Annotated in this window: 23 protein-coding genes and 1 tRNA gene; 7 read left to right on the forward strand and 17 right to left on the reverse strand. The window is 54.3% G+C overall.

Annotation, left to right across the window (positions count from 1 at the left end):
- Positions 1-418: 418 nt before the first annotated feature.
- Positions 419-491 (reverse strand) — tRNA-Lys (locus SFC07_RS10290).
- A 139-nt stretch (positions 492-630) separates the two neighbouring features.
- Positions 631-2139, reverse strand: a complete 1509-nt coding sequence (locus SFC07_RS10295; protein ID WP_411208165.1) for an acetyl-CoA hydrolase/transferase family protein — start codon at positions 2137-2139, stop codon at positions 631-633.
- A 400-nt stretch (positions 2140-2539) separates the two neighbouring features.
- Between SFC07_RS10295 and dusB the strand changes: the two genes are divergently transcribed.
- Together dusB and phoU are read left to right on the forward strand one after the other, a co-directional pair.
- Positions 2540-3685, forward strand: coding sequence for a tRNA dihydrouridine synthase DusB (gene dusB, locus SFC07_RS10300; protein WP_411208166.1), 1146 nt, complete (start codon positions 2540-2542; stop codon positions 3683-3685).
- 95 nt (positions 3686-3780) lie between these two features.
- Positions 3781-4524 (forward strand): phosphate signaling complex protein PhoU, encoded by a 744-nt coding sequence (gene phoU, locus SFC07_RS10305; RefSeq protein WP_411208167.1) that lies wholly within the window; start codon positions 3781-3783, stop codon positions 4522-4524.
- A gap of 93 nt (positions 4525-4617) precedes the next feature.
- Here phoU and pstB read toward each other — a convergent pair whose 3' ends face one another.
- The 5 genes from pstB to mshD all read right to left on the reverse strand — a co-directional run bounded on the left by pstB (position 4618) and on the right by mshD (position 9913).
- Positions 4618-5391 carry a phosphate ABC transporter ATP-binding protein PstB gene (gene pstB / locus SFC07_RS10310; protein WP_411208168.1) on the reverse strand — a complete coding sequence of 258 codons (774 nt, stop codon included), beginning with the start codon at positions 5389-5391 and terminating at the stop codon, positions 4618-4620.
- Positions 5392-5432: 41 nt separating this feature from the next.
- On the reverse strand, positions 5433-6356 hold the full coding sequence (pstA, locus tag SFC07_RS10315; RefSeq protein ID WP_411208169.1) for a phosphate ABC transporter permease PstA: 924 nt from the start codon (positions 6354-6356) through the stop codon (positions 5433-5435).
- Between the two features lie 14 nt (positions 6357-6370).
- Complete coding sequence (pstC, locus tag SFC07_RS10320; protein WP_411208170.1) at positions 6371-7438, reverse strand: phosphate ABC transporter permease subunit PstC; 1068 nt, start codon at positions 7436-7438, stop codon at positions 6371-6373.
- Between the two features lie 135 nt (positions 7439-7573).
- Positions 7574-8704: a phosphate ABC transporter substrate-binding protein PstS gene (gene pstS, locus SFC07_RS10325; protein ID WP_411208171.1), complete on the reverse strand. Its 1131-nt coding sequence runs from the start codon at positions 8702-8704 to the stop codon at positions 7574-7576.
- Positions 8705-9034: 330 nt separating this feature from the next.
- The gene (gene mshD, locus SFC07_RS10330; RefSeq protein WP_411208172.1) at positions 9035-9913 is read right to left on the reverse strand and encodes a mycothiol synthase; all 879 of its coding nucleotides are present in this window, start codon (positions 9911-9913) and stop codon (positions 9035-9037) included.
- A 59-nt stretch (positions 9914-9972) separates the two neighbouring features.
- On the opposite strand from mshD, the gene SFC07_RS10335 reads away from it, so the two are divergent.
- On the forward strand, positions 9973-10758 hold the full coding sequence (locus tag SFC07_RS10335; protein WP_411208173.1) for a DUF2993 domain-containing protein: 786 nt from the start codon (positions 9973-9975) through the stop codon (positions 10756-10758).
- A 14-nt stretch (positions 10759-10772) separates the two neighbouring features.
- On the opposite strand, the gene SFC07_RS10340 is transcribed toward SFC07_RS10335, so the two are convergent.
- Positions 10773-11843, reverse strand: coding sequence for a diacylglycerol/lipid kinase family protein (locus tag SFC07_RS10340; protein ID WP_411208174.1), 1071 nt, complete (start codon positions 11841-11843; stop codon positions 10773-10775).
- 40 nt (positions 11844-11883) lie between these two features.
- Between SFC07_RS10340 and SFC07_RS10345 the strand changes: the two genes are divergently transcribed.
- Positions 11884-12573, forward strand: coding sequence for an FABP family protein (locus SFC07_RS10345; protein WP_411208175.1), 690 nt, complete (start codon positions 11884-11886; stop codon positions 12571-12573).
- Between the two features lie 24 nt (positions 12574-12597).
- Here the strand turns inward: SFC07_RS10345 and SFC07_RS10350 are convergent, their stop codons facing one another.
- Positions 12598-13542 (reverse strand): aminodeoxychorismate lyase, encoded by a 945-nt coding sequence (locus SFC07_RS10350; protein WP_411208176.1) that lies wholly within the window; start codon positions 13540-13542, stop codon positions 12598-12600.
- Positions 13543-13648: 106 nt separating this feature from the next.
- Between SFC07_RS10350 and SFC07_RS10355 the strand changes: the two genes are divergently transcribed.
- Both SFC07_RS10355 and SFC07_RS10360 read left to right on the forward strand, forming a co-directional pair.
- Positions 13649-14761, forward strand: coding sequence for a YgfZ/GcvT domain-containing protein (locus tag SFC07_RS10355; protein WP_411208177.1), 1113 nt, complete (start codon positions 13649-13651; stop codon positions 14759-14761).
- Between the two features lie 242 nt (positions 14762-15003).
- Positions 15004-15219 carry a DUF3073 domain-containing protein gene (locus tag SFC07_RS10360; RefSeq protein WP_411208178.1) on the forward strand — a complete coding sequence of 72 codons (216 nt, stop codon included), beginning with the start codon at positions 15004-15006 and terminating at the stop codon, positions 15217-15219.
- Between the two features lie 435 nt (positions 15220-15654).
- On the opposite strand, the gene purM is transcribed toward SFC07_RS10360, so the two are convergent.
- The 3 genes from purM to SFC07_RS10375 form a co-directional block, all read right to left on the reverse strand.
- Positions 15655-16731, reverse strand: a complete 1077-nt coding sequence (purM, locus tag SFC07_RS10365) for a phosphoribosylformylglycinamidine cyclo-ligase (protein WP_411208179.1) — start codon at positions 16729-16731, stop codon at positions 15655-15657.
- A 72-nt stretch (positions 16732-16803) separates the two neighbouring features.
- Entirely contained in the window at positions 16804-18300 is a 1497-nt protein-coding gene (purF, locus tag SFC07_RS10370; RefSeq protein WP_411208266.1) for an amidophosphoribosyltransferase, read from the reverse strand.
- Between the two features lie 89 nt (positions 18301-18389).
- On the reverse strand, positions 18390-18767 hold the full coding sequence (locus tag SFC07_RS10375) for a sterol carrier family protein (RefSeq protein WP_411208181.1): 378 nt from the start codon (positions 18765-18767) through the stop codon (positions 18390-18392).
- Between the two features lie 37 nt (positions 18768-18804).
- On the opposite strand from SFC07_RS10375, the gene SFC07_RS10380 reads away from it, so the two are divergent.
- Positions 18805-19812: an acyl-CoA thioesterase gene (locus tag SFC07_RS10380; protein WP_411208182.1), complete on the forward strand. Its 1008-nt coding sequence runs from the start codon at positions 18805-18807 to the stop codon at positions 19810-19812.
- A 130-nt stretch (positions 19813-19942) separates the two neighbouring features.
- On the opposite strand, the gene trhA is transcribed toward SFC07_RS10380, so the two are convergent.
- From trhA to SFC07_RS10405, 5 genes are all read right to left on the reverse strand, one after another.
- Entirely contained in the window at positions 19943-20668 is a 726-nt protein-coding gene (gene trhA / locus SFC07_RS10385) for a PAQR family membrane homeostasis protein TrhA (RefSeq protein WP_411208267.1), read from the reverse strand.
- A gap of 168 nt (positions 20669-20836) precedes the next feature.
- Positions 20837-23125 carry a phosphoribosylformylglycinamidine synthase subunit PurL gene (gene purL, locus SFC07_RS10390; RefSeq protein WP_411208183.1) on the reverse strand — a complete coding sequence of 763 codons (2289 nt, stop codon included), beginning with the start codon at positions 23123-23125 and terminating at the stop codon, positions 20837-20839.
- A 16-nt stretch (positions 23126-23141) separates the two neighbouring features.
- The gene (purQ, locus tag SFC07_RS10395; protein WP_411208184.1) at positions 23142-23813 is read right to left on the reverse strand and encodes a phosphoribosylformylglycinamidine synthase subunit PurQ; all 672 of its coding nucleotides are present in this window, start codon (positions 23811-23813) and stop codon (positions 23142-23144) included.
- Entirely contained in the window at positions 23810-24055 is a 246-nt protein-coding gene (purS, locus tag SFC07_RS10400) for a phosphoribosylformylglycinamidine synthase subunit PurS (protein ID WP_411208185.1), read from the reverse strand. The genes purQ and purS overlap by 4 nt, the downstream gene beginning before the upstream one ends.
- 87 nt (positions 24056-24142) lie before the next feature.
- Entirely contained in the window at positions 24143-24622 is a 480-nt protein-coding gene (locus SFC07_RS10405) for a glutathione peroxidase (RefSeq protein WP_411208186.1), read from the reverse strand.
- Positions 24623-24665 lie beyond the last annotated feature (43 nt).

The following is a 24665-nucleotide window of genomic DNA, read 5'->3' on the forward strand; positions in this document are numbered from 1 at the left end:
TAGAGGCATTCAAGGAATGTCTCTCCACCTTTTCGCATGCAGTCCTCAAAAGCCCACTGCGCAAATTGAATGAACGGACTAACTAAGCCCTCCATGTGCCTTCACGCCCAAGGACCAAACTCTTCTTGGCATCTTTAGGTGGTTAACCAATAACGGACTTTTATTTACTAGCAGCTGGCCTTTAACAAGCCACCTCGAAAGAACGTCTCAAGTTAGGCCTCCGCCTGATTATTGAAGCAATATCAAGTGCGGAGCCTGTTGACTGCCTCTGCATCGAGAACCCGTAGCTAATTCCAGTCAAACCAACCCGATACTTACCCGACCCCCAGAAGCCACCCTACCCTGACCCGCTGAACTTAAGACCGTCCTTAGGCATAAGAAAACCCCCGCTCTTCACTAGGAAAAGCGGGGGTAATTGTGGGCCCATTGGGACTCGAACCCAAGACCTGCGGATTAAAAGTCCGTAGCTCTACCAACTGAGCTATAGGCCCAACTCAGACAATATTAGTACATCTATGTTGTGCTTAAAAATCGACCCCCTGTTTCATTCAACCAAGGCTCCTAGCTGCAGGTATGAAAAAACCACCGCACTGCTCACTGGCAGTTTGGTGGTCTTTAGTCAAGCGAGAACTAGCCCTTCATCGAGCCGGTCTTCGCGAGGTTGATGTGGAAATCAAAGGCGGTTGCAAGGTCATGAGGGGTCTGCATGAACTTGTTGTCGCCGGAGGTTGCGCGCTCATAGTATTCCTCGAGCAGCGGACGGTAATCAGGGTGTGCCAGGCCAATCATCTTGGCAACACGCTCACGTGGAGCAAGACCACGCAGATCCGCATAACCATACTCAGAGATAACGACCATAACGTCGTGCTCGGTGTGGTCAATGTGGGAAGCGAAAGGAACGATGGCAGAAATTGCGCCGCCCTTTGCTACGGATGGGGTGATGAAGCTGGAGATGTAGCCGTTGCGGGTGAAGTCGCCGGAGCCACCGATTCCGTTCATCACACGGGAGCCGGAAACGTTAGTGGAGTTAACGTTGCCGTAGATATCAGCTTCAATGAGGCCGTTGGTGGCGATCAGGCCGACACGACGGATAACCTCTGGGTGGTTAGAGATCTGCTGTGGGCGCAGAATGATGGACTCACGGTAGCGCTTTGCGTCGTTGTTCATCTTCTCTGCGTACTCAGGAGACAGGGAGAAGGAGGTTGCAGAAGCAACGGTCATCTTGCCGGCGTCGATCAGGTCGACCATGCCGTCCTGGATAACCTCGGTGTAGGCCTGGATGTTTTCGAACTTGGACTCCAACAGGCCAGCCATCACAGCGTTAGGAACATTGCCCACGCCGGACTGCATGACGTAGCCGTCGTAGGAAAGGCGGCCAGCTGCAACTTCACCTTCGAGGAAGTCAAGGAAGTTGCCAGCGATCTTCTGGGAAACCTCGTCGACTGGCTTGAATGGAGCGTTGCGGTCTGGGGTGTTGGTCTCTACAACGGCGACAACCTTGTCGGTGTCGAATTCAATGTAGGTCTTACCAATGCGGTCGCCAGCCTTGTTGATTGGCACAGCTACGCGGTTTGGCAAAGCTGGTACAGACCAGATGTCGTGCATGCCCTCAAGATCAGCGGACTGCCAGGAGTTAACCTCGATGATGATCTTTTCAGCAGCATTGAGGTATTCCACGTTGTTACCAACAGAGGAGGAAGGGATGATGTAGCCCTCTTCGGTGATGCGGGTTGCCTCAATGATGGCTACGTTGAGCTTGCCAAAGAAGCCTTCTTCAACCTGCTGGCCAGAGTGGGAAAGGTGGATATCGGAGTATCCCATCTTTCCTTCATTGATCTTGGTACGCATGATTGGATCAGAGGCATAAGGCATACGCCAGCGAACAGCATCGGCTTCTGCCAAAACGCCATCACAGTCAGGAGCAGTGGAAGCACCGGTAAACATATCAATTGCATAATCATTGCCAGCAGCGTGAGCTTCCTTGGCACGGTTGGCAATAGCGGTTGGCAAAGCCTTTGGATAGCCAGCGCCGGTAAAGCCAGACATGCCCACCTTGTCACCAGCGTTGACAAACTGTGCAGCCTCTTCAGCGGACATGATCTTGGAGCGCAGCTTCTCCGAAGCAATGCGATCAGACATTTCTTACCTCCTCAGGTAGTCAACTTCTATGCAGCTAGTCGATCGCCCACCTAAACTAGGCGCGCGAAAGCAGCAAAAGTCAACGTTTAAGTTTCTGTGGAACCCATCAACCCTCGGTAGTGCAAGCTTGGTATTAATCGGTGGAAAAATACGGCCACGTCACGACGTAGAGGGACTTATGATGTACCCCACTTTTAATATGTTGTGTCACCAGAATAAACCATTACGCCTTCAAATGCCCGAATTCACCTGTTAGAGGGCTATTTTAGGGGCACCCCATAGGCAATCCGCAGCCTGTAGGCAGAGGTGACCGGAATTGATTTATCGATTTTTGGCCGAATCCTTCACAAATCCCCTGCTGGCATTTTGCCTTTAACACTAAGAGAGAGACAATAGATAAGTGACTCTAAAGATCGGCCCCTTTGACCTCTCCTCCCCCGTGATCCTGGCCCCCATGGCCGGGGTCACCAACGTTGCTTTCCGCACCCTGTGCCGGGAACAGGAAATTCAGCGTACGGGCACGATTTCTGGGCTTTATGTCTGTGAAATGGTAACGGCACGCGCACTTGTTGAGCGCAATGAAAAGACCATGCACATGACCACCTTCGCGCCGGATGAGAATCCGCGCAGCTTGCAGCTTTATACGGTGGATCCAAAGTACACCTATGAAGCAGCGCGCATGATCGTCGAGGAGAACCTGGCTGATCATATTGATATGAACTTCGGCTGCCCCGTCCCCAAGGTCACCCGTCGCGGTGGCGGATCGGCAATCCCTTATAAGCGCCGCCTTTTTGAAAACATTGTCTCGGCAGCGGTTAAGGCCACTGAAGGCACTGATATTCCCGTTACGGTGAAGTTCCGTGTGGGCATTGACGATGAGCACCATACACACCTTGATGCCGGCCGTATTGCGGTGGATGCCGGTGCAAAGTCGGTGGCCCTGCATGCGCGTACTGCTGCGCAGCGCTACTCCGGCGAGGCAAATTGGGATGAGATCACTCGTCTTAAAGAGCATCTCGCGGATACCGGCATTCCCGTATTAGGCAATGGCGATATCTTTGCAGCAGCTGATGCCACCCGCATGATGGAACAAACCGGCTGCGATGGCGTGGTGGTGGGCCGTGGTTGCCTCGGCCGCCCCTGGCTTTTTGCGGAGCTTTCTGCTGCTGTCCGCGGTGAAGAGATCCCCGCTGAACCTACTTTTGGTGAGGTCACTCGCATTATTCTACGTCACGCTGAACTCCTAATTCAGCATGATGGTGAAAACAAAGGCATCCGCGATCTGCGCAAACATATGAGTTGGTACCTACGCGGTTTCCCAGTCGGTGGTGATTTCCGTTCCGCCCTGGCCCGCGTATCCACCTACCAGGAGCTCGAGGATCTTCTTGCGCCTTGGGCTGATTCTGAGGCCCTTGCAGTTGATGCAGAGGGCGCACGCGGCCGTCAAGGAGCACCTGCCAAGGTAGCACTTCCCGATGGTTGGCTTGATGATCCCGAGGATGCAACCGTGCCAGAAGGTGCAGAAATGATGAATTCAGGGGGTTAAAGCCAATAATGGGATTAACCCCATTATTAGGTAAATCCACTACAGTGGTGCGTCTTGCCCAGCACTCCGCCCTTAGTAGGCATATAGTGAAATCCATGCGCACTGCATATAGACAGCAATTGGACGAATTTGCACATGACCTCATCATCTTGTGCGATGTAACTAAAGACTGCCTGACCAAGGCAACAGATGCACTTTTGCGCACCTCTCTAGCTTCCGCGGAAAGCGCGCTCTCAAACGCTGACCAGCTTGAAGAGGTTCGCATTCGCTGCGAATCCCAAGCAGTTGGCCTTTTGGCGCTGGAAACCCCTGTCGCCCGCGACCTGCGCCAAGTGGTGTCCTCCATCTATATTGTTGAGGATTTCACCCGCATGGGTGCGCTCGCTATTCACATCGCCAATTCCGTGCGCCGTCGTTATCCGGATCCAGTGGTTCCTCCTGAGATGCAAGGTTTTATCAAGGAGATGGCTCGCTTGGTCTGTGAAATGACCGATAGCATTAGGCAGATCCTCATCGATCCTAATCCTGACGTCGCCCTAGACATGACCACCAACGATGACGCCGTGGACGATCTCCACGTTCACATCATGCGAACCCTCACCACGCGCCCCTGGCCTCATGGCACCCGCGCAGCCGTGGATTTAGCGCTGCTCTCACGCTTCTATGAGCGCTATGCCGATCACACGGTGAATGTGGCTGCCCGCATCGTTTACCTCGCTACAGGCCTGCAGCCGGAGGAATACCTGCGCAAACGCGAACATGAGCGCATTGAGGAAGACGTGGAGAAGCGCTGGGCGGAGCTGGAGCGCCAATTCCGCAATAGTTCCAAAGACAACTAACAGGCGTCGAAAAGCACTTTTCGACGCGCCCCAGGTAGCAGAAAACCGCCACCCCAGCGTAAGTGCTGGGGCGGCGGTTTTTGGTTTTAAGATTTATCCGAAGCGGCCGGAGATGTAATCTTCGGTTTCCTTCTGATCTGGGTTCTCGAAGATCTTCTTGGTAGGTCCGATTTCAACCAGACGACCTGGCTTACCGGTTGCCTCCAGGGAGTAGAACGCGGTCTGATCAGACACACGCGCAGCCTGCTGCATGTTGTGGGTCACGATCACGATGGTGAACTCTTCCTTGAGCTCGTGGATGAGGTCCTCCACAGCCAGAGTTGAGATTGGGTCAAGAGCGGAGCAAGGCTCGTCCATGAGCAGAACTTCTGGCTCGACGGCAATTGCGCGAGCGATGCACAGACGCTGCTGCTGACCACCGGAGAGGCCTCCACCTGGCTTGTCCAGACGGTCCTTAACCTCTTCCCAGAGGTTTGCGCCACGGAGGGACTTCTCAGCAACTTCCTTGAGCTTCTTCTTGTTCTTCTCACCGGAGAGGCGCAGACCTGCAACCACGTTGTCCTCGATGGACATGGTTGGGAATGGGTTAGCCTTCTGGAAAACCATGCCGATGGTGTTACGAACGGCTACTGGATCAACCTTGGAGCCGTAGATGTTCTCGCCGTCGAGCAGGATGTCGCCCTTGACGTATGCGCCTGGGGTTACTTCGTGCATGCGGTTGATGGAGCGCAGAACGGTGGACTTACCGCAACCGGAAGGTCCGATGAACGCGGTGACAGAACGTGCAGGTACTTCGAGGGAAACATTCTGAACGGCGTGGAAATCACCGTAGTAGATGTTGACATCATTGAGCTTGAGCTTCGACATCGCTGTGGATTCTCCTGTTGTTTTCTTAAAAGAGGTGTGAATTATTGCTTGACTGAGAACTTGGCAGAAATGATGCGCGCACCGATGTTAAGAACCGCGATGATGATCACCAGGGTCAGTGCTGCGCCCCACAGCTTGTCCAGCGTTGCTGGGGCAGTACCAGCCTTGTACATATCGAGCATCATCAGTGGCAAGGAAGCCTGTGGTCCGGAGAAGGGGTTCCAGTTGATGGCCTGGGAGGAACCAACCAAGACCAGAACTGGTGCGGACTCACCCATCACACGAGCAACTGCCAGCATGACGCCGGTGACAATGCCGGACAGGGCGGTAGGAAGCACGATCTTGGCGATGGTCTTCCACTTTGGAACACCCAGTGCGTAGGAAGCTTCACGCAGATCCTGAGGAACCACGCGCAGCATTTCTTCAGTGTTTCGGATGATAACCGGAACCATGAGAATAACCAGTGACAAAGCCACTGCGAATCCGGAACGTTCGAAGCCAAAGAGCACAATCCACATGGAGTAGACGAACAAAGCGGCAACGATGGAAGGAACACCGGTAAGGATGTCAACCATGAAGGTGGTGATACGGCCCAAGCGGTTACCGTTGGAGTACTCCACCAGGTAGATAGCGGTGAAGATACCGATTGGGATGGAGATGATAGAGGTAATCAGTGCCTGCATGAAGGTACCGATCATGGCGTGGGCAGCGCCGCCGCCTGGCAGCATCAGCATGACGCCACTCTGAGAGGTGGTCCACCATTCAGCGGTAAGAATCGGGGAAAGCCCCTTAGCTATTACAGTCCACAGCACCCATACGAGTGGAACTGCAGCCAAAGCCATCGCCAAGTAAATGATGACGGTAGCAAAAGTATTTACGGTTTTACGGCTGGAGTTGATGTCAGTGAAGGCAGAGCTCTTCTTCAATGGCTCATCCATGCGCGGAGTGGCAACGTTGTTAGTCATGTTTTTAGCCCCTTCTACTTTCCGCGGTTAACTATGGCGCGAGCGCCAGCGTTGACGATAAAGGTGAGGGCGAACAGCACCAGGCCGGCTGCGATATAAGCACCTGCACGGGTATTGTCGTTGAACTCAGGTGCAGCGTTCGCGATGGCAGTTGCAAAGGTGGTACCGCCGTCGAAAATTGAGAAGCGGAATGCAGAGGATGGGGAAACCACCATGTAAAGCGCCATGGTCTCACCAAGTGCACGGCCCAGACCAAGCATGGCACCGGAAACATAACCTGAGAGACCGAAAGGCAGCACGGTCAGGCGTACAACTTCCCAGCGGGTTGCACCAAGAGCAAGTGCAGCCTCGACCTGGCCCTTAGGGGTCTGAACGAAAACTTCGCGGGCAGTAGCTGCGATAACTGGCAGAATCATCACTGCGAGCACGATGCCACCGGTGAGGATGTTACGGCCGGTAGCAAAAGATGGGGAGTTTGCGTAGGTGGCAAAAAGGAAGAATCCGCCGCCCCAGCCGTTGACCCACTCGTAGAAACCGGACAGTGCTGGTCCGAGCACCTGCCAGCCCCAGAGGCCGTAGACAATGGAAGGAACTGCAGCAAGCATGTCCACCATGTAGCCAAGTGGCTTAACCAGGCGCTTTGGAGAGTAGTTGGAAAGGAAGATTGCGATGCCGAGCGCAATTGGCATGGCGATCAGCAGTGCGATGACTGAGACCAACAAGGTTGCCGCGAGGAGGTTTGGAATACCGAAGTACATTGCCTCAACGTCGCGGGTATCCCACGCATCGGAATAGGTGAAGAATCCGCCAATACCTTCAGCGTTCCGCATCAAAGCGGGGATTGCACGCCAGATAAGGAAGGCAGCAATAGCCACAATAATGACGGAAATGATAGCTGCGGAGGCAGTGGACAGGAACTCGAAAATACGGTCGCCGGGGCGCTTTACGCTGCCGCCACCTTCTGCGACGATTTTCCTGGAAGGCTTGGTCTGTGCGGAATGAGCATTATTAGGCACAATGTGTGCCTCGACTTTGGACGCATCCAAGTCTTGCTTCTCCGTTACTGACTCATTACTGGCCATTAGTGGTTGATTCCTTAACTGGCGTGTTGTTTCAAAAGCATTTCGGGAGACCATAGGCGCCCTCCCCCAAATTGCTGGGAGAGGGCGCCCGAGGTCACGATTCACAATCTCTAGGAGATCGTGAGAGCAGCGTTTTTACTGAATTGCTTCAACAGCTGCAACGAGGCGATCGTAGTGAGCGCCGGTTACTGGGATGTAACCAAGAGCTGCCAGCTGATCATCCTGGGAGTTAAGCGCAACGGTCAGGAAGTCCTTGACCTGGTCGCGGGTGGTCTCGTCATAACCTGCGGAGCAGACGATTTCGTAGGTGGTCAGAACCAATGGGTAAGCGCCAGCTTCGTTCATTGCGAACAGAGCGTCGGTGTCAACAACCATGTTGTGGCCTTCGGTCTTGAAGGTCAGTGCGTCCAGAGCAACTCCGACGGACTCAGCGTTGAGCTCAACTGGGCCGGAACCGAAGTCAAGGTTTGCAATGCCCAGGCCAGCCTGGTTTGCGAAGCCAGCCTCAACGTAGGTGATGCCACCCTCGATAGCTGCAGCCTCAGAAGCTACACCGTTGGAGCCCTGTGCGCCTGAACCAACAGCGGTTGGGAAGGACTGGCCTTCGGTCTCCCAGATGTCGGTAGCAGCGCCGAGGAACTTCTGGAAGTTGTCGGAGGTGCCGGACTCTTCAGAGCGGTACAGAACGGAGATGTCGAGATCAGGAAGCTCGGTGCCCTCGTTCTGAGCAGCGATTGCTTCGTCGTTCCACTTGGTGATTTCGCCCTTGAAGATCTTGGCGACGGTCTCGATGTCCAGGTTGATGGACTCAACGCCAGGAACGTTGTAAGCAACAGCAACTGGGCCGATAACGAAAGGCAGGTGCCATGCTTCGTTGCCACCGCAACGCTGTGCAGCTTCTGCAGCCTGGTCATCCTTCATTGCGGAGTCAGAGCCACCGAAGGCAACCTGACCTGCAGCGAAGTTGGTGCGTCCGGAACCGGAACCGGAAGCGGTGTAAGCCAGGGAAGCACCTTCGACAGCCTCGGAGTACTTGATACCGAAGTAGTCCATTGCGGACTGCTGGGAGGAAGCACCTTCTGCTACGAGCTGGCCGGTGGTGCCGGAAAGTCCCTCAATAGCTGCGGCGTCAGTGCCACCCTCGGAGGAAGCGGAAGAAGAAGTAGCGGAGTCAGACTCGGAGGAGTCAGAGCAAGCAACAAGTGCGAAGGAGCCTGCGGTTACTGCGCCCACGAGGGCGATAGAGCGCTTAAGAGTGAGGTTCACGGGGGAAGCCTTTCCGGTGTAATTGTAGACATCGTCAGAGCAACTCCAAGTTCTTGAGGGGCTGGTTAAAACCCTCGGGTTGCTCACTCATGAAAACCTAAGCCCCGGAAATGACTAACTAAGGCAGAATTGGTTAACAATATGTGAACTCTGGGAAAGCGTTTCAAGAACTTAATCCCCCACCTACTCTCATTTTCATTAGCAAGAGACTTTCATCACTCATGGTTACAATTTAAGTCACTCCTATAATATTTCATCTATACTTATATATTTCTTCAAGTTTCCACAGGCTTTTCCCCTAAAAATTGCGCCGGCAGCCCTCCCTCAGAACTACTTTTCATAGACCACATGGCGCTCGGCAACACTAAAACCGAGTTTTTCATAAGCAGCAAAAGCTGGTGCATTATCAGCTTCCACATACAAAATGATCCGCTGCGCCCCTTGATTTTTCATATGATGCAAGCCCAAACGCACCAGCGGATCGCCCAATCCTTGGCCACGGAATGCAGCAGCAAGACCCACTACATAAATTTCTTGAAGGTCAGCGGAGTGCTGTTTCACCCAGTGGAATCCCGCCAATTCCTCGCCCTGCCAGAGGAATAGCACATCTTCGTCGCGGTACCACTGTGCTTTTTGCGCGCGGTGCAGGCGGTGAATATCCCAGCCACCTTGTTCTGGATGCCAATCAAAGGCTTCATTATTGGCCTGCAGCCACTTTTCTTCTGCAGCGGCACGTGCAATGGGCGCATTGGCCAAGGAACTATGGCTAAATCCTGCGGGATCGGAATAGTTTGCAGCTTCTCCTAAAGCTGCACCAGAAATCTCCATTACCAGCAGCTCGCGGGTCTTTTTCATGCGCAGGGTTGCAGCTAATGCTTGTGCCGCATCAGTATTTCCATGAGCCCAAACGCTTTCGGTGGGGGTTGCGTCGATAAGCGCTTTACCGACCCCCTGCCGGCGTTGCGCCGGGTGTACTGCTAGTTCTGTGGTGGCGCCGTCGGAGGCCGCAAGGCCGACCAATTTCCCACCAATGGTGACAATAAAGTGAGTATGGCCCAGACCAGGTTCAGCCAAACCGCGCACAAATTGCTCAGATAAAGCATCAACTCCATCCACGGCGCTGACCTCGCGAAGTAGGAGAAGTGCCTGTTCACGGAGATCGCGATCAAGAGCAATGTGGGTTTGTTTTATAGCTTCAGTAGAGTTCATGGCCCCAGGGTAGCCCCAAACTTCATGTTCTTGCAGCCAAGTGCGGTAAAGATATAGGTGTGCAAAAATCCAGATCTCAGGCCTTGAACATCGCAGCAGCATCTTTAGGTGTGTGCGCTATTGCTGGAGCAACATTCTGGGTTGCCGATTCCGCCATCGCAGCCCGCGCCGAAAACAATATCTCCACTGCCGTCGCAGATTCTGCAGATTTGGACAATAACCCCCGCGTTTTCGCAGGTAGTTCCATCTATTCCACATCATTTTTCACCGGTGAATTGGCAACAGTAAGCATCGATATGCTCGATGTTGAAGTACCCGGTGTCGGTATGGTCAACGCCAGCACCGTGGTGGAAAAAGTTAAGGTAACCCCCGAACAGATTCTTTCTGGAAATCTCGAAGGCACCACCGCTGAGCTTTTTACTCGTAATTTACGCATGGATGGTGTCGCAATCGGCGCCCAATTGGATATCACCGACCTAGATATTTCACACCCAAATGACATTTCCCCCGCCGGCGGTCTGGCCTCCGAAGCACTCCTCACCGGCACTCCCCCAGGCCAATCCGATCCGGTCAGCGTATTGGTGACCTTGCGCCTAGTGGGCTCGGAATTCCGAATGACGCCCATTGAGCTTATCGACGCTGCCCCTGGCCTCAACCTCGACGATGTCAGCAGTGCTTTTACTTGGCGGGTGGACACCCGCCAGCTGCCGCTGGCGGATCGTGCGATGGCTGTCTATCTTTCTGGCGGTTCCATCCACTTCCAATCTGAAGCCCGCAATGTCACCCTCACCACCCGCGAGCTCTCCCCGCTCGCCGCCCCTGAGGCAGATTCGAGCACCTCTTAGTTTCCGGGTGGTGATTAAACCGCCCGCACCCGCACAAAATCGCGGGCATACTTTGCTGCGTGGCGAATCCAACTCATGGTTGGGGGCAAGGGATTTTCCTGTGGTGCAAAAACTCGCACCACATCTGGGATGGATTCAAGCACCACTCGGGTGGGCTTGCCCTCATATTCGCCATCAACTTGGAAGCGCTGCCCGCTGCGACATTCCAAAATAACTTCCTCAGCGTCATCAAAAATAATGGTGCGCTTGGCGATGAGCTTTTCGATGCCACGCCCATGGCCGACACCAATAAGGTGCATCATTGCTGCCACGCCGCCAAAACCACGCAGTCCACTCAATCCAAAAAGCCCCAGACCAGAATCAAAAGAGTTGCCTGGATTGGTCACCACTGGCAAAGGACCGAGGAAAGTCCAGGGATTGGTATTGGAAGCCAACATCATGGGGATATCTTGATGGCTCATCTTTTCACCATCAGTGCTGGTGGCCTGCACTGAAATACGCGGTGCTTTTACCTGCGCCTTCATCCAGGCGCGCACACTCACCTGCAAATACAACAGGGGCGAGGCCGCGAAACCCCGAGAACGGGCCCGCTCCACGCGCGCAATAACCTCAGCATCAATGCCAAAGCCGGCATTAACCGCAAACCAGCGCTTTTGTTCTTCATCACCCTGCCAGGTGCCCAAGGTGATGGTGCGGGTGCTTTGTTCACGAATCAAATCCACCAACATTTGAGCAGCGGCATAGTTATCAGCAGGGTATCCAAGCGCACGGGCAAAGACGTTGGCAGAACCCGTTGGCAGCACCGCAATGGCCGGTAATTCGCCATGTGGGCGAACATCACCATCTGCGGGTCCAAGTAATCCATTTATCACTTCATTGACCGTGCCGTCACCGCCGGCGGGGACAATAATGTCAAAATCCTGCCGTGTCATTCCTTGCACCATTTCCTCGGCATGGCCTGCGTAGTGCGTAAACCTTGCTTCGAGGCGAAGATCAGGAATCTCCATGAGTTGTGGAATGACCCGACGGAAAAGTTCTTCAGTCTGGCTTGTCGACTCCGGGTTCGCGATCAATAGAACATGCACGTTGCCTAAGCTTAGTGGCTAAACGCTAGTCTTGGATGTCATGAGCGAAAAAGATTCTGTTAATAATCCAATAGTCCCCGGTTCAGGAGCAGATGGTCCTTCCCTCTCCGATTCTGCAACCATCAGCGGCTCTGACGCCGTCAACCTCGCTGCGGAGCAGTCCAAGAGCACTGCCCACCGCAACATCCCAGGTCTGGGCGATCTTCCCATCCCAGATGACACCGCAAACCTCCGCGAAGGTCCCAACCTGCACGATGGCCTGCTAGCGCTGCTTCCTTTGGTGGGCGTTTGGCGTGGCGAGGGCCAGGCTGACACCGCCGAAGAAGGTCAGTACGCCTTTGGCCAGCAGATTACCTTCGCCCACGATGGCGAAAACTACCTCACCTATGAATCCCGTATGTGGAAGATCAACGAGGAAGGTGAGACCGTCGGTGTTGATCACCGCGAGTCCGGCTTCTGGCGCATTAACCTCAAGGATGAAATTGAGTTCATCAGCACCCACGCAAGTGGCGTTGTAGAAATCTTCTACGGCCAGCCACTTAATGAGCGAGCATGGGAGCTAGAGTCCGCCTCCACCATGGTGACCGCAACCGGACCTACCACCCTGGGACCAGGAAAGCGCCTTTATGGCTTGCTTCCTACCAATGAGCTGGGCTGGGTTGATGAGCGCCTCGTTGGCGATGAACTCAAGCCACGCATGTCTGCACAGCTGCAGCGCGTAATCGGCTAGTTCTTCACGCTGCTTTAAGCGGTTTTATCCAAGGGCCTTGTTAATCAAGGCCCTTATTTCTTTTTCATTGTTGGGCTTGGGCAGCTTATTGCCATCTAGTTTGGTTACCCGCGCCGCAATGCGCACCGAGGACACCAGCCACACGCTATCGGCGCCGTAAAGGTGATCCAGGCTCAACTCCCTAGCCTTGCAGCGCCAGCCCTTTGAAGTGGCGTATTCAAAAAGTGCTGCCTGGGTGGTGCCCGGCAAAATATCGCCACCTGGGGTGGGAGTTCTTAGTTTGTCGCCCTTAAAACTCACCACAGTAGAGGTTGCTCCCTCAAGAATGCGGTCGCCATCGGTGAAAATAACATCATCAAAACCGTTGGCGTGGGCGTAGCGCAGGGCTGCCATATTTGCTGCATAGGACAAGGTTTTTGCGCCCACTGTCAACCACGGTGCAGGGTTCTTTGGGATTTTGCCCTTAGTCTCACCTGTCACCACATCAATCCCAGGCAAATGGTCTTCTACGGTATAACCGCGTGAGCTGGTCATGACCGAGACACCTTGTCCCCGCTGCAGGATCTTATCTGCGGAAATGGGCTGCAGTACGAGCCAACCTGAGGCCAGGCCGGTAGAAGAGCGACCGCGGCTAAGAGTCCACGTACACGACGCCTCAGTGGCATGAGGATGGGCGTACCAGGTTTCCATCGCCATCCGGGTTGCTTTCTCCCAGTGCGCTAAGTCTGGCTCTGGTAGCCCCAGCAACGCTGCCGATGCTTTAAAACGCGCCCCATGGCGTTCCAGGTTGCAAATACGTCCCTCTCGAATGAGAAGAGTTTCAAAAACGCCGTCACCGCGGGTCAGTGCAGCATCATCCCAAAAGACCATTGGTAGGTTGGGGTTTTGCTGTCGGATTGATCCACCATAAGGCTCAACAATCATGATGACTGGAGCTGGTACGGGCTTAACATCGGGTTCAAACGCCATAACCCCTGATTATGCCCCCCTTCTTGAGTTTCCGCTCGCTGGTTCTAACCACCTGGCCCAAATGTGAAATAACCCTTCCCCACGTTTTGTGCGTATCATTACCTTTGTGGCTAACGAACTCTCCGAGGTCGCGAACGACACCACTCAGGTTCCTCAGCGCTACATCTCTCCCCTGCTAACGCGGGATGGAGCTGCAGAAGCTCAGGACGCCGCTGCTCAAGCGGGTACTGAAGGCGTCGCGTGGCATTACGGTTCCCCTCTCGTCGAGCAACGCATCTTCGAAACCGGAACAGGTCTTGTTGACCGTTCCAATCGCAAGGTGATTAAAGTCGACGGACCTGATGCCCCAGCGTTCCTCAATAATATTTTGTCCCAAAAAGTTGATACCGTCGCAGATGGTTTTAGTGCAGGTGCACTTGACCTAGATGCCCAGGGCCGTATCCAACACACCATGATGATCACTGTCGTTGACAAGGTGTTTTACCTTGACACCTCGGCAGCTGAATTCGATTCCCTACTGGCATACCTGCAAAAGATGATCTTTTGGTCGGATGTCACTGTTAGTGAAGCCGATATCGCCATAATCACCCTCCTAGGCAAGGAAATCCCCTTGCCTGAGCATGTCTTCAAGCGCCAGGTTGATTGGAATGGACCAACCCGCATTGACCTAGGCATTCCGCGCAACTCCCTCCAAGCGGGCGTCGACAAGCTATTAGACGCTGGTGCACGCCTGGCTGGACTCATGGCCTACACGGCCGAGCGGGTTAAAGCTCAGGATCCTGAGCTGGGCGTCGATTTGGACGATAAGACCATCCCGCATGAGATTCCACACTGGATTGGCACCGAGGAACACTTCGGCGCAGTGCACCTGCACAAGGGCTGCTATCGCGGCCAGGAGACGGTGGCCCGGGTGGACAACCTTGGCCGCTCACCCCGTTTGCTGGTGCTTTTGCATCTCGACGGCTCAGCGCCGCAGGACCCAGTGCCTGGAGCAGAGATCAAGGCGGGTGCCCGCACGGTTGGCCGTCTAGGCACCGTGGTGCATGATGCCGACTATGGCCCCATTGCTCTTGGCCTGGTAAAGCGCAGTGCGCTTGATGGTGAGCTGCACATTAACGAGGTTGCAGTCAATGTTGACCGCGATCTGCTCCCCAAGGACGATGGCGTTGCGCCTGGACGTTTGGCAGTTAACCGTTTCAAAGGCAAAGAACTAAGTTAGCTAAATTGCAGCTGTAATTTTTTGCAGCTTTAAACCCCTCCAAAGAGGCGACTTTTTATTGTGATCAAAGTCGTCTACTTTGGCGATTTTGCTTTCTCTTTGCGCAGGTCAGACCCACGTTGCGGAAATTTTCGGCAGAACAGGCTATTGTGTCTATCAGGAATACAGTCAAAACATCTTGAAAAGCCCATGGGCCATCCGAATTCCCAGGATTGGCCCGCTCACTCCAAGGGGGTCAGGCAATGGGTCGCGGTCGCGCGAAGGCAAAACAGACCAAAGTTGCTCGCCAGTTGAAGTACAGCTCTCCAGACATGGATCTCGATTCACTGCAGCGGGAGCTGGCCAACCAGTCTCCCCGGCGTTCCTACTCCGATGCCCCTGATGAAGAGGACCAGTACGCAGACTATGCGGACTGGGACGAGGGCGATGACTCACAGCGTGCCTTTGGCACTCGCTAAAAACTGAGTTAATCATCTTGCGATTCTAAGTTTTGTTGAGTGTGCACCTTTGCAGGTGTTCATTCACCACAGGCTTAGATAAGCACCCTAACCTCATCATCCGGTGGCTTTGCGACCGTTTCAAGGTGTATTTTTCACCTCTCTAACGGTCAATGTCCCGTTCACTACTACCGTCAACGACGGCACATGGTTTTTCCCGGACAAGTTTATGGAGTACTTCCCTCTGTGTTCCCGCACTCCACGGACTTTGCCCGAGACAAGCCGTGTGCCGTCGTTGGCGTTTCGACGCCCCCCCCCTACAGGCCTGTAATGGGCTATTGAGGCGAGTTTTAGCACCTTTGTGGATCTTCTTCCCGAGGGGCTAGCTGGCGGATTAGATAGCAAAAAGAGCTGATCCCCTATGGGGACCAGCTCTTCTTTTTGGTGGGCGGTTATTTAGTAACCAGCGTGCTCGCCGTTGAGGATAACGCGGGGATCGCCTTCCTCACCGTTACGTACGGTGCCGAGCTCCCAGCAATCAATGTGGCGGGCGGTCAGCATTGCCAGGGCGCGATCGCGATCCTTTTCAGCAACGACGGCAACCATGCCAACACCCATGTTGAAGGTCTTTTCCATCTCTTCACGAGGAACCTTGCCCAAGGAAGCAATGGTGCGGAAGATCTGACCTGGGGTCCAGGTGCCGCGAGACATCTCAGCAACCAGGCCTTCAGGGATGACACGCTCCAGGTTGCCTGCAAGTCCACCACCTGTGACGTGGCAGAAGGTGTGAACTTCGCACTCAGCAATCAATGCCAAGCAGTCCTTGGAGTAAATGCGGGTTGGCTCCAGCAGTTCCTCACCCAAGGTGCGGCCCAGCTCTTCCATGTGTCCGTCAAGTGGCAAACCAGCGATGTCGAGGAGGACGTGGCGGGCTAGGGAGTAGCCATTGGAATGTAAGCCAGAGGAAGCCATGCCGATGAGCACATCGCCAGCGCGGACGCGGTCAGGGCCGAGCAGCTCATCAGCTTCCACAACGCCCACGGCAGTTGCAGAAACATCGTAGTGATCTGGTTCCATTACGCCTGGGTGCTCTGCGGTTTCGCCACCGAGCAGTGCACAACCAGCCTGGATGCAGCCTTCAGCGATGCCAGAGACGATCTGGGCAACGTGCTCTGGAACAACCTTGCCGATAGCAATGTAATCCTGCAGGAAGAGTGGTTCTGCACCGGTAACCACCAAGTCATCCACACACATGGCAACGAGGTCGATGCCGATGGTGTCATGCTTGTCCATCATCTGGGCAATAACAAGCTTGGTTCCTACGCCGTCAGAGCCAGCGGCCAGGATAGGGTTGTTGTACTTTCCGAGCTCAAAAAGGCCTGCAAAGCCACCGAGGTTGCCTCGAACCTCAGGGCGGGTGGCACGCTTGGCCAGAGGAGCGAACAATTCGACGGCGCGGTCGCCGGCTTCAATATCGACTCCGGCAGCTGCGTATGAAACGCCTTCGGCGGTGGTGTCTTGGTGATCACTCATCGTGTTCTTCGCTTCTCCTGCTTGGGTTTTGGATTATAAATTTCAAAGGAAGTCCGTGAACTAAAAAGTTTTTCAGTTCACGATCTTATCTTGGCGCGCTGCTTGCATTTTGCGCACCAGATCAGCATTGCTATTGCCCTGTGGCAATCCCATGGGGTATTTGCCATCAAAGCAGGCTAGACACAGCTCATTGACCGGCTGTTCCGTTGCCTCCACCATACTGTCAATGGAGACATAACCGAGGGAATCGGCGCCGATAGCGGAACGTACAGCTTCCACCATTTCCTTCTCATTATCGCTTGTTACGGCGTTAGCAATGAGCTCACCTGGAGTAGCAAAGTCAATGCCGTAGAAGCAAGGCCACTTCACAGGTGGGGAGGCAATGCGGACGTGGACTTCGGCAGCTCCTGCTTCACGCAACATGCGAATAACTGCACGCTGGGTATTGCCACGCACGATGGAGTCATCAACAACAACCAGACGCTTACCGGCAATAACTTCGCGCAAAGGATTGAGCTTGAGACGAATACCCAATTGGCGCAAAGTATCAGAAGGCTGAATAAAAGTACGGCCAACATAGGCATTTTTGACCATGCCCTGGCCAAAAGGAATTCCCGAAGCCTGGGCAAAGCCCACGGCAGCTGGGGTGCCAGATTCTGGAGTTGGGATCACAAGATCGCCTACTGCAGGGGCTTCCTGAGCCAGCTTGCGGCCGATCTCAAGGCGTACCTCGTTGACATTTCGGCCCTTGATTACAGAGTCTGGACGAGCCAGGTAAACGTATTCAAAGACGCAGCCCTTGCGCTGTACGTCAGCAAAACGAGTAGAAGTGAGGCCAGATTCATCAATGGCGATCAGTTCGCCAGGTTCAACCTCGCGCACCAAGGAAGCACCGACGATGTCCAAGGCAGAGGTTTCGGAGGCAACTACCCAGCCACTAGCCAGGCGGCCAATGGACAGTGGGCGAATGCCAAAAGGATCACGAGCTGCATAAAGGGTGTGTCCATCGGTGAAGGTTAGGCAATATGCGCCTTCCACCTCTGGAAGCAAGCTTTTAGCTGAATCAAAAAGGCTACGGCCTTCGCGGACTCCACTAGCCATCAGTGCGGTGAGCACGTCGGTGTCGGAGGGCTTTTTCAGCGGATCGACCAAACCGAGTTCGGTTGCTCGATCACGCAGCTCAATATGGTTAATAAGGTTACCGTTATGGCCGAGGGCAATATCTGTTCCATCCGGCGCCATGCGGAACATGGGCTGGGCGTTTTCCCAGGTATTGCCACCTGCGGTGGTGTAACGGGTATGTCCGATAGCAATATTGCCACGGAGTGATTCCAAAATTGGTTCATCAAAAACTTGTGACACCAGGCCCAAGTCTTTAAAGACCAAAATTTGTTCACCATCGCCCACAGCGATGCCGGCAGCCTCTTGGCCACGGTGCTGGAGAGCAAAAAGTCCGAAATAGGTTAGCTTTGCAACTTCTTCGCCCGGTGCCCACACACCAAACACGCCGCATTCTTCACGCGGAGCTTGTTCGTTGTGATCATCCAAGGGATAATCGGTGTTTACCATAGAACCAGGAAGCGTGTGCTGATCATTTAGTGCCACATGCACAAATCGTAGTCTTTCACTTCCCCAGAAACTAATACGGACCTCATAACCTAAAAAGGCACCACGGGCAACCAGTCTGCGATCTCCCCGGCACGGGTGCCAGATGCGCTGATCTTGCCGCTTTCGACGCCCTCTGCGAAGGTTATTTCTCCTGTTGCCAGGCACAACCAGGTGTGGGCATCAGTTTCCACAACATTGGGTGGGGTGCCACGAGTATGGCGGGGTCCGTCGATACACTGGACTGCCACAAATGGGGGTACTCGCACTTCGACGCTGTGCCCCGGCGCGTCCTGAGCTAACAGTCGGACGCTGAGCCGGGTTGCGTCGGCAAGCAGCTTTTTACCTGGCTTTTCGGTGTTTTCTTGGTCTTTAATCCAGTCTTGCACGGCAAGAACTGCGGCTCGCGTTTCCGCGGGATCAATCCTCATGAGCACTTACCCTAGTACGAACCGTTAAAGTATCCCTATGTCTGAGACGCACACCGAAAATACCACTCGCTCGCCCGAGGTCACCCTCCGCTTTATGGCTGCCCCCACCGACGTTTTGATGGCTGGTAGCCAGGGCGTTGGCGGCGGTCGTGTATTGGAATGGATCGATAAGGCTGCATATGCCTGCGCCACCCAATGGTCTGGCACATATTGTGTGACTGCTTACGTGGGTCATATCCACTTCACCAGGCCTATTCCTTCCGGCCACATGGTGGAAGTTCGTTCCCGCGTGGCCATGACTGGTCGTTCCTCCATGCACATTGTTAATGAAGTGCTCTCAGCAGATCCACGCGATGGCCGTTATACCCGCGCCTGCGACTGCCTCGTTATTTTCGTGGCCAAGGATACCGCCACCGGCCGTGCGCAGGCGGTGCCTACCTTTGTGCCCAAGAATGAGGAAGAGCAGCGTGTCTTGGAGTCTGCAGAGTCTCGTATTTTGCTGCGTAAAGCCATTGAAACCGAGATGGAGAAGCAGACCTACGCTGGCCCTTCTGAAGCTCCGCGTTTGATTACTCGCTTCTTGGCTAAGCCCACCGATGTTAACTGGGGTGGCAAGGTTCATGGTGGTACCGCCATGGAGTGGATTGATGAGGCTGGAACTGCCTGCACCATGGAATGGGCGTCTAGCCGAACGGTCGCGGTTTACGCTGGCGGTATCCGTTTTTATCAGCCTATTCAGATTGGCGATCTCATTGAGGTTGACGCCCGCATGATGCGTACTGATAAGCGCTCTATGCAGATGTCTATTCACGTCCGTGCTGGCGATCCGCACCGTGGCCGCGCAGAGCTAGAAACCGCTATCCACGCAACTGTGACTTATCTTGCCATTGATGTTGATGGCAATCCTTTGCCAGCACCGCAGTTTGAACCTCGTACCGCAGAGGATATCCAGCTGGCAGAACATGCCAATATTTTGCGCGACCTGCGTGCTGAATACTCCCCTATGCCACTGTTCCCGCGCCATGTGCCAATGCAGATCGATTAATTTGCACAGAGGCTTAGCGCGCCACTGAGGCTTGAGGCTAAAAGCCTCAGGGCTCAAAATAGCCCCGTTAATTAACGCCACTGAGGTGTTAATTAACGGGGCGTTGCTGTGTGTACTGGAGCTTGGTGAATTAAGCTCCGGCAACCACTAACCACACTGCAACTAAGTGAATTACTGCTGCCACGATGGTGGCAATGTGGAAATGTTCGTGATAGCCCAAAATTCTGGCGTTTCGGCCCGGCCAACGGAATCCGTACACCAAGGCTCCGGCGGTATAAACAATTCCACCGATAAAGAGCAACCACACCACCGTGTGGCCGGCCCCTGCCCACAGCTCTGGGATAAGTGGAACAATGAGCCATCCCAGTGCCATGTAGACCACCACGCTGAGCCAACGTGGGTGGTTAATCCACACCATGTTCATGATTACGCTTGCGATGGCGCCAATCCAGGCGATTGAGAGCATCCATGCTGCGGTGCTGGGCTTAAGAACCAGCAGACATAAGGGTGTATAAGTTGCTGCGATGAATACTGCAATTGTGGAATGGTCGGCGCGTCTCCACCACGCCACTGTTCGCATTCGCCGCCAGGGACCCCGATGATATGCCGCAGAGACGGCAAATAGCCCTAGCATTGCTACTGCGTAGACGGTTACCCCCAGTGCTTGCACCCAAGGCAATTCCATCCAGGCGTAGGTGCTCAGCACCGCGCCTGAAATCAGACTGAGAAAAGCTGCAATGAGATGGAATAACCCGCGCGTAACTGGACGTTCGCCTCTATCAAGAACATATTTTTTTAGCTCACGAAGGGGTTCATCAAAATGCCCGGTCGGGGACTTCCGGACTTTTTGCTGCACTTCTTCAGGGTTTTTATGCTCGTCGATTGGTGGTTTTTCCCGATTATGTGCCACTTCCCTCTTCCTCCTTCCGCTATTTATACATTCCCAATATATTTTAAAAGACAAGAAATCCGGGCCCGCTAATGCGGTACCCGGATTTATTCTACGGCGCTTTAATCTGATCTTTTACTGAACAACAGAGTTTGCGCCCACAGCGTGTCCAAAAGCCTCAGGCAAGGTGTTGGTCCAAGCCTCGCGAAGCTCAGCAACAGACACCTCCACTGCAACATCTGCACCCTGAACGGTGATCACTGCGGAGTCATTGCTGCGACCGAGCTTGAAGAATGGAATGCCCAGCTCGGCTGCACGTGCTTCCAATTCTGCGCCGCGGTTGGTGGCAACCACGATGCGGGAAGCGGATTCTGCAAACAACGCGGTGAACAAGGATGGGTGGATATCTGCGAGGTTAACCTCAAGACCCTTGTTTGCGTGGATTGCCAGCTCCGCCAGGGTCTGGCCCAGGCCACCTTCAGAAAGGTCATGAGAAGCGGTGAAGAGATCAGAACCCACAAAGAGTTCTGCCAAACGCTGCTCATTTGCCAGGTCAACCTGTGGTGGCAGGCCGTTGAGGCCAGCGCCAGAGATCTGCTGCCAAATGGAGCCGCCGAATTCATCGAAGGTTTCACCCAGTAGGTAGAGATCCTGATCCTCTGCAGGAAGGACATTGCCAATGCTGTTTTCTACATTGTCCAAAACGCCGAGCACGCCAACTACAGGAGTAGGCAGAATTGGCTCTTCACCGGTCTGGTTGTAGAAGGAGACGTTACCGCCGGAGACTGGAATACCCAGTTCCTTGGAGCCATCAGCAAGGCCGTGTACTGCTTCCTTGAACTGCCACATCACACCTGGGTTTTCAGGGGATCCGAAGTTCAGGCAGTTGGTCACAGCAACCGGACGAGCGCCGGTGGATACCACGTTACGATAAGCCTCAGCCAAAGCCAGACGAGCGCCGGTATTTGGCTCCAGCTTGGTGTAACGACCGGAAGCATCGGCGGATACTGCTACACCGCGGTTGGTCTCTTCGTCGATACGCAAAACGCCAGCGTTGGCGTTCTTAGCCTGCACGGTGTTGCCGCGCACGTAACGGTCGTATTGCTCGGTGATAAACGCACGGGAGCACAGTGCTGGGGAAGAAACCAGCTTGAGCCATGCGTCCTTGATTTCCGCTGCCTCAACAGGATGTGCAATTTCAGCTTCAAGCTGCAGCTCATCCTGGTTTTCAGGGCGGATCACTGGGCGGTTGTAAACAGGGCCTTCGTCGATGGTGTCTGCAGGTGCGTCGATAACCACCTCACCATTGTGGAAGACCTGGTAACGGCCCTTTTCATTGGTAACTTCGCCGATTTCGGCACAGGTGACATCCCACTTAGCGCAGATCTCCAAGAAGCGATCAACGTTTTCTGGGGTCACAACTGCGCACATACGCTCCTGGGACTCAGAAGCAAGGATCTCAGCTGCAGACATGTTCTCTGCGCGCAGTGGAACATTGTCCAGGTTAACGCGCATGCCGCCATCGCCAGCTGCTGCCAGCTCAGAGGTGGCACAAGCCAGTCCGCCGCCACCGAGGTCCTGAATACCAACAACTACGCCAGCCTTGTACAGCTCGAGGCAGCATTCGATAAGAACCTTTTCTGCAAAAGGGTCACCAACCTGGACGGCAGGAAGCTTGCGCTCCTCGCCTTCCTCGAAGGATGCAGAACCCAGGACAGAAACACCACCGATGCCGTCAAGGCCGGTGCGGGAACCAAAAAGCATGACCTTGTTGCCGGTACCGGAAGCAAAAGCCAGCTTGAGGTCTTCTACCTTCAGGGTGCCCACACAGAGTGCGTTGACCAGTGGGTTGCCAGCGTAGGAATCATCAAAGACGGTCTCGCCGCCGATGTTTGGCAGGCCAAGGCAGTTACCGTAGTGGGAAATGCCGTCCACAACGCCAGGCAAAACGCGCTGGGTGTCAGGGTTGTCAATGGCGCCAAAGCGCAGCTGGTCCATCACAGCGATGGGGCGTGCGCCCATGGCCATAATGTCGCGGACGATACCGCCGACGCCGGTCGCTGCACCCTGGTGAGGTTCCACGAAGGATGGGTGGTTGTGGGACTCAACGCGGAAGGTCACGGCGTTGCCATCTCCGATGTCAACCACACCAGCGTTTTCGCCGATGCCGGCCAGAATCTTTTCGGCCATCTCAGGGGTGGTGGTTTCACCGAAGTAACGCAGGTGAACCTTGGAGGACTTGTAGGAGCAGTGCTCCGACCACATCACAGAGTAAACGGTCAGCTCAGCGTCGGTGGGACGGCGACCCAGAATTTCCTTGATGCGGGCATATTCATCATCTTTGAGTCCCAGCGCGGCATAAGGCTGCTCGAGATCTGGGTTCTTGATGGCGTCTTCGACAGTGTCGTTGATAAAGGTGCTCATATTTTTCTCTGACTCCTTAGGCAGCGATGGTGCCGATGGCGGACAGGAAGAGCTCAAGGCCGTCAATTGACGGGCCAGTAAGCTTTTCGACGGCATGCTCTGGGTGTGGCATCAAACCGACAACACGACCGGTCTCATTGGTAATTCCGGCAATTCCGTTAATGGAACCGTTGAAATTATCGGTATAGCGGAATACCACGCGGCCTTCGCCTTCGAGTTCTGCGATGGTTTCTGCATCAGCCTGAAAGCGGCCTTCGCCATGCTTTGCTGGGATGAGGATCTTCTGACCCTGCTCCAGGGTGTTGGTCCAGGCAGTGGAGTTGTTTTCCACAACGAGGTGGGTATCTACACAGTGGAAGTGCAGACCCTGGTTGCGGGTCAAAGCACCTGGCAGGAGGCGGGCTTCAGTAAGAATCTGGAAGCCATTGCAAATTCCCAGAACTGGCATGCCTTTACCGGCCTGCTCAATAACGGACTGCATAACAGGAGCCAGCGCAGAGATCGCACCGGTGCGCAGGTAATCGCCATAGGAGAAACCACCGGGTACAACCACGGCGTCTACTCCCTTGAGATCTGCATCTGCGTGCCAGAGGCTGATTACTTCTGCGCCTGCAATACGTGCGGCGCGTGCTGCGTCGACGTCATCTAGGGTTCCTGGGAAAGTAATTACACCGATCTTGGCGCTCACTTGGCGACCTCAACTCCCACAACATCGAAATCCTCGATGACGGTGTTTGCGAGGAGAGTCTCAGCAACCTTCTGAAGATCAGCTTCGGTGACGGAATCATCAACTTCTAGTTCGAAGCGCTTTCCCTGACGCACATCGGAGACTCCAGTTACACCGATACGTTCAAGGGCGCGGTGTACCGCCTGCCCCTGGGGATCCAGAATCTCAGCCTTAGGCATGACATTGACAACAACACGGGCCACGGTATTTTCCCTAACTCAAGAAATGGGGACGACAATGTTTTACGTGCACAAGTGTAACCCGTGGAACTATCCAAACCTAGCCAGACCCTAGCGGGGTAAGTTCGCCTCGATGGCACGCACAATGTCCGCTGACTCCGGTTCTACTTGGGGAGCAAAGCGTTCAATGATGTTACCTTCTGCATCTACGAGGAATTTCTCAAAATTCCACCCAATCTCCTCCCCGCCAGTTTCCGCCTTTAAGTGCTTGTAAAGGGGGTGGGCATTTTCACCATTAACCTCAGTTTTGGCCAACAAGGGGAAGCTGACACCATAAGTATTTTGGGCGAAGGAACATACCTCGGCATTGGTTCCGGGTTCTTGGCCTCTAAATTGATTGCACGGCACGCCCACCACCACAAGTCCGCGCTCTTTATAGGTTTCATAAAGGCGCTGCAGCCCTTCATATTGCGGAGTTAAACCACATTGCGAGGCCACATTAACTACCAAAAGTAAGTGTCCATCCCACAGGCCCATCGTCGCGGGGGATCCGTCGTTAAGCGTTATTTTTAGGTTTTTAAAGGTGCTCATGGCCGCCACCCTAGCTGAAAAGCTGTACCCCCGCGGAGGTGGG

This window comes from Corynebacterium callunae, from assembly GCF_046592015.1.
Classification (GTDB): Bacteria; Actinomycetota; Actinomycetes; order Mycobacteriales; family Mycobacteriaceae; genus Corynebacterium; species Corynebacterium callunae_A.

What these genes read in the sequence shown, in the direction of transcription:
- SFC07_RS10380 (WP_411208182.1), top strand. Translation starts at nt 18,805, where the DNA reads ATGTCTGAGACGCACACCGAAAATACCACTCGCTCGCCCGAGGTCACC.
- SFC07_RS10405 (WP_411208186.1), bottom strand. Translation starts at nt 24,622, where the DNA reads ATGAGCACCTTTAAAAACCTAAAAATAACGCTTAACGACGGATCCCCC.
- SFC07_RS10350 (WP_411208176.1), bottom strand. Translation starts at nt 13,542, where the DNA reads ATGGCGTTTGAACCCGATGTTAAGCCCGTACCAGCTCCAGTCATCATG.
- purL (WP_411208183.1), bottom strand. Translation starts at nt 23,125, where the DNA reads ATGAGCACCTTTATCAACGACACTGTCGAAGACGCCATCAAGAACCCA.
- SFC07_RS10295 (WP_411208165.1), bottom strand. Translation starts at nt 2,139, where the DNA reads ATGTCTGATCGCATTGCTTCGGAGAAGCTGCGCTCCAAGATCATGTCC.
- SFC07_RS10375 (WP_411208181.1), bottom strand. Translation starts at nt 18,767, where the DNA reads ATGAGGATTGATCCCGCGGAAACGCGAGCCGCAGTTCTTGCCGTGCAA.
- mshD (WP_411208172.1), bottom strand. Translation starts at nt 9,913, where the DNA reads ATGAACTCTACTGAAGCTATAAAACAAACCCACATTGCTCTTGATCGC.
- SFC07_RS10360 (WP_411208178.1), top strand. Translation starts at nt 15,004, where the DNA reads ATGGGTCGCGGTCGCGCGAAGGCAAAACAGACCAAAGTTGCTCGCCAG.
- purF (WP_411208266.1), bottom strand. Translation starts at nt 18,300, where the DNA reads ATGGTAAACACCGATTATCCCTTGGATGATCACAACGAACAAGCTCCG.
- purM (WP_411208179.1), bottom strand. Translation starts at nt 16,731, where the DNA reads ATGAGTGATCACCAAGACACCACCGCCGAAGGCGTTTCATACGCAGCT.
- pstA (WP_411208169.1), bottom strand. Translation starts at nt 6,356, where the DNA reads ATGACTAACAACGTTGCCACTCCGCGCATGGATGAGCCATTGAAGAAG.
- pstB (WP_411208168.1), bottom strand. Translation starts at nt 5,391, where the DNA reads ATGTCGAAGCTCAAGCTCAATGATGTCAACATCTACTACGGTGATTTC.
- pstC (WP_411208170.1), bottom strand. Translation starts at nt 7,438, where the DNA reads ATGGCCAGTAATGAGTCAGTAACGGAGAAGCAAGACTTGGATGCGTCC.
- SFC07_RS10345 (WP_411208175.1), top strand. Translation starts at nt 11,884, where the DNA reads ATGAGCGAAAAAGATTCTGTTAATAATCCAATAGTCCCCGGTTCAGGA.
- phoU (WP_411208167.1), top strand. Translation starts at nt 3,781, where the DNA reads ATGCGCACTGCATATAGACAGCAATTGGACGAATTTGCACATGACCTC.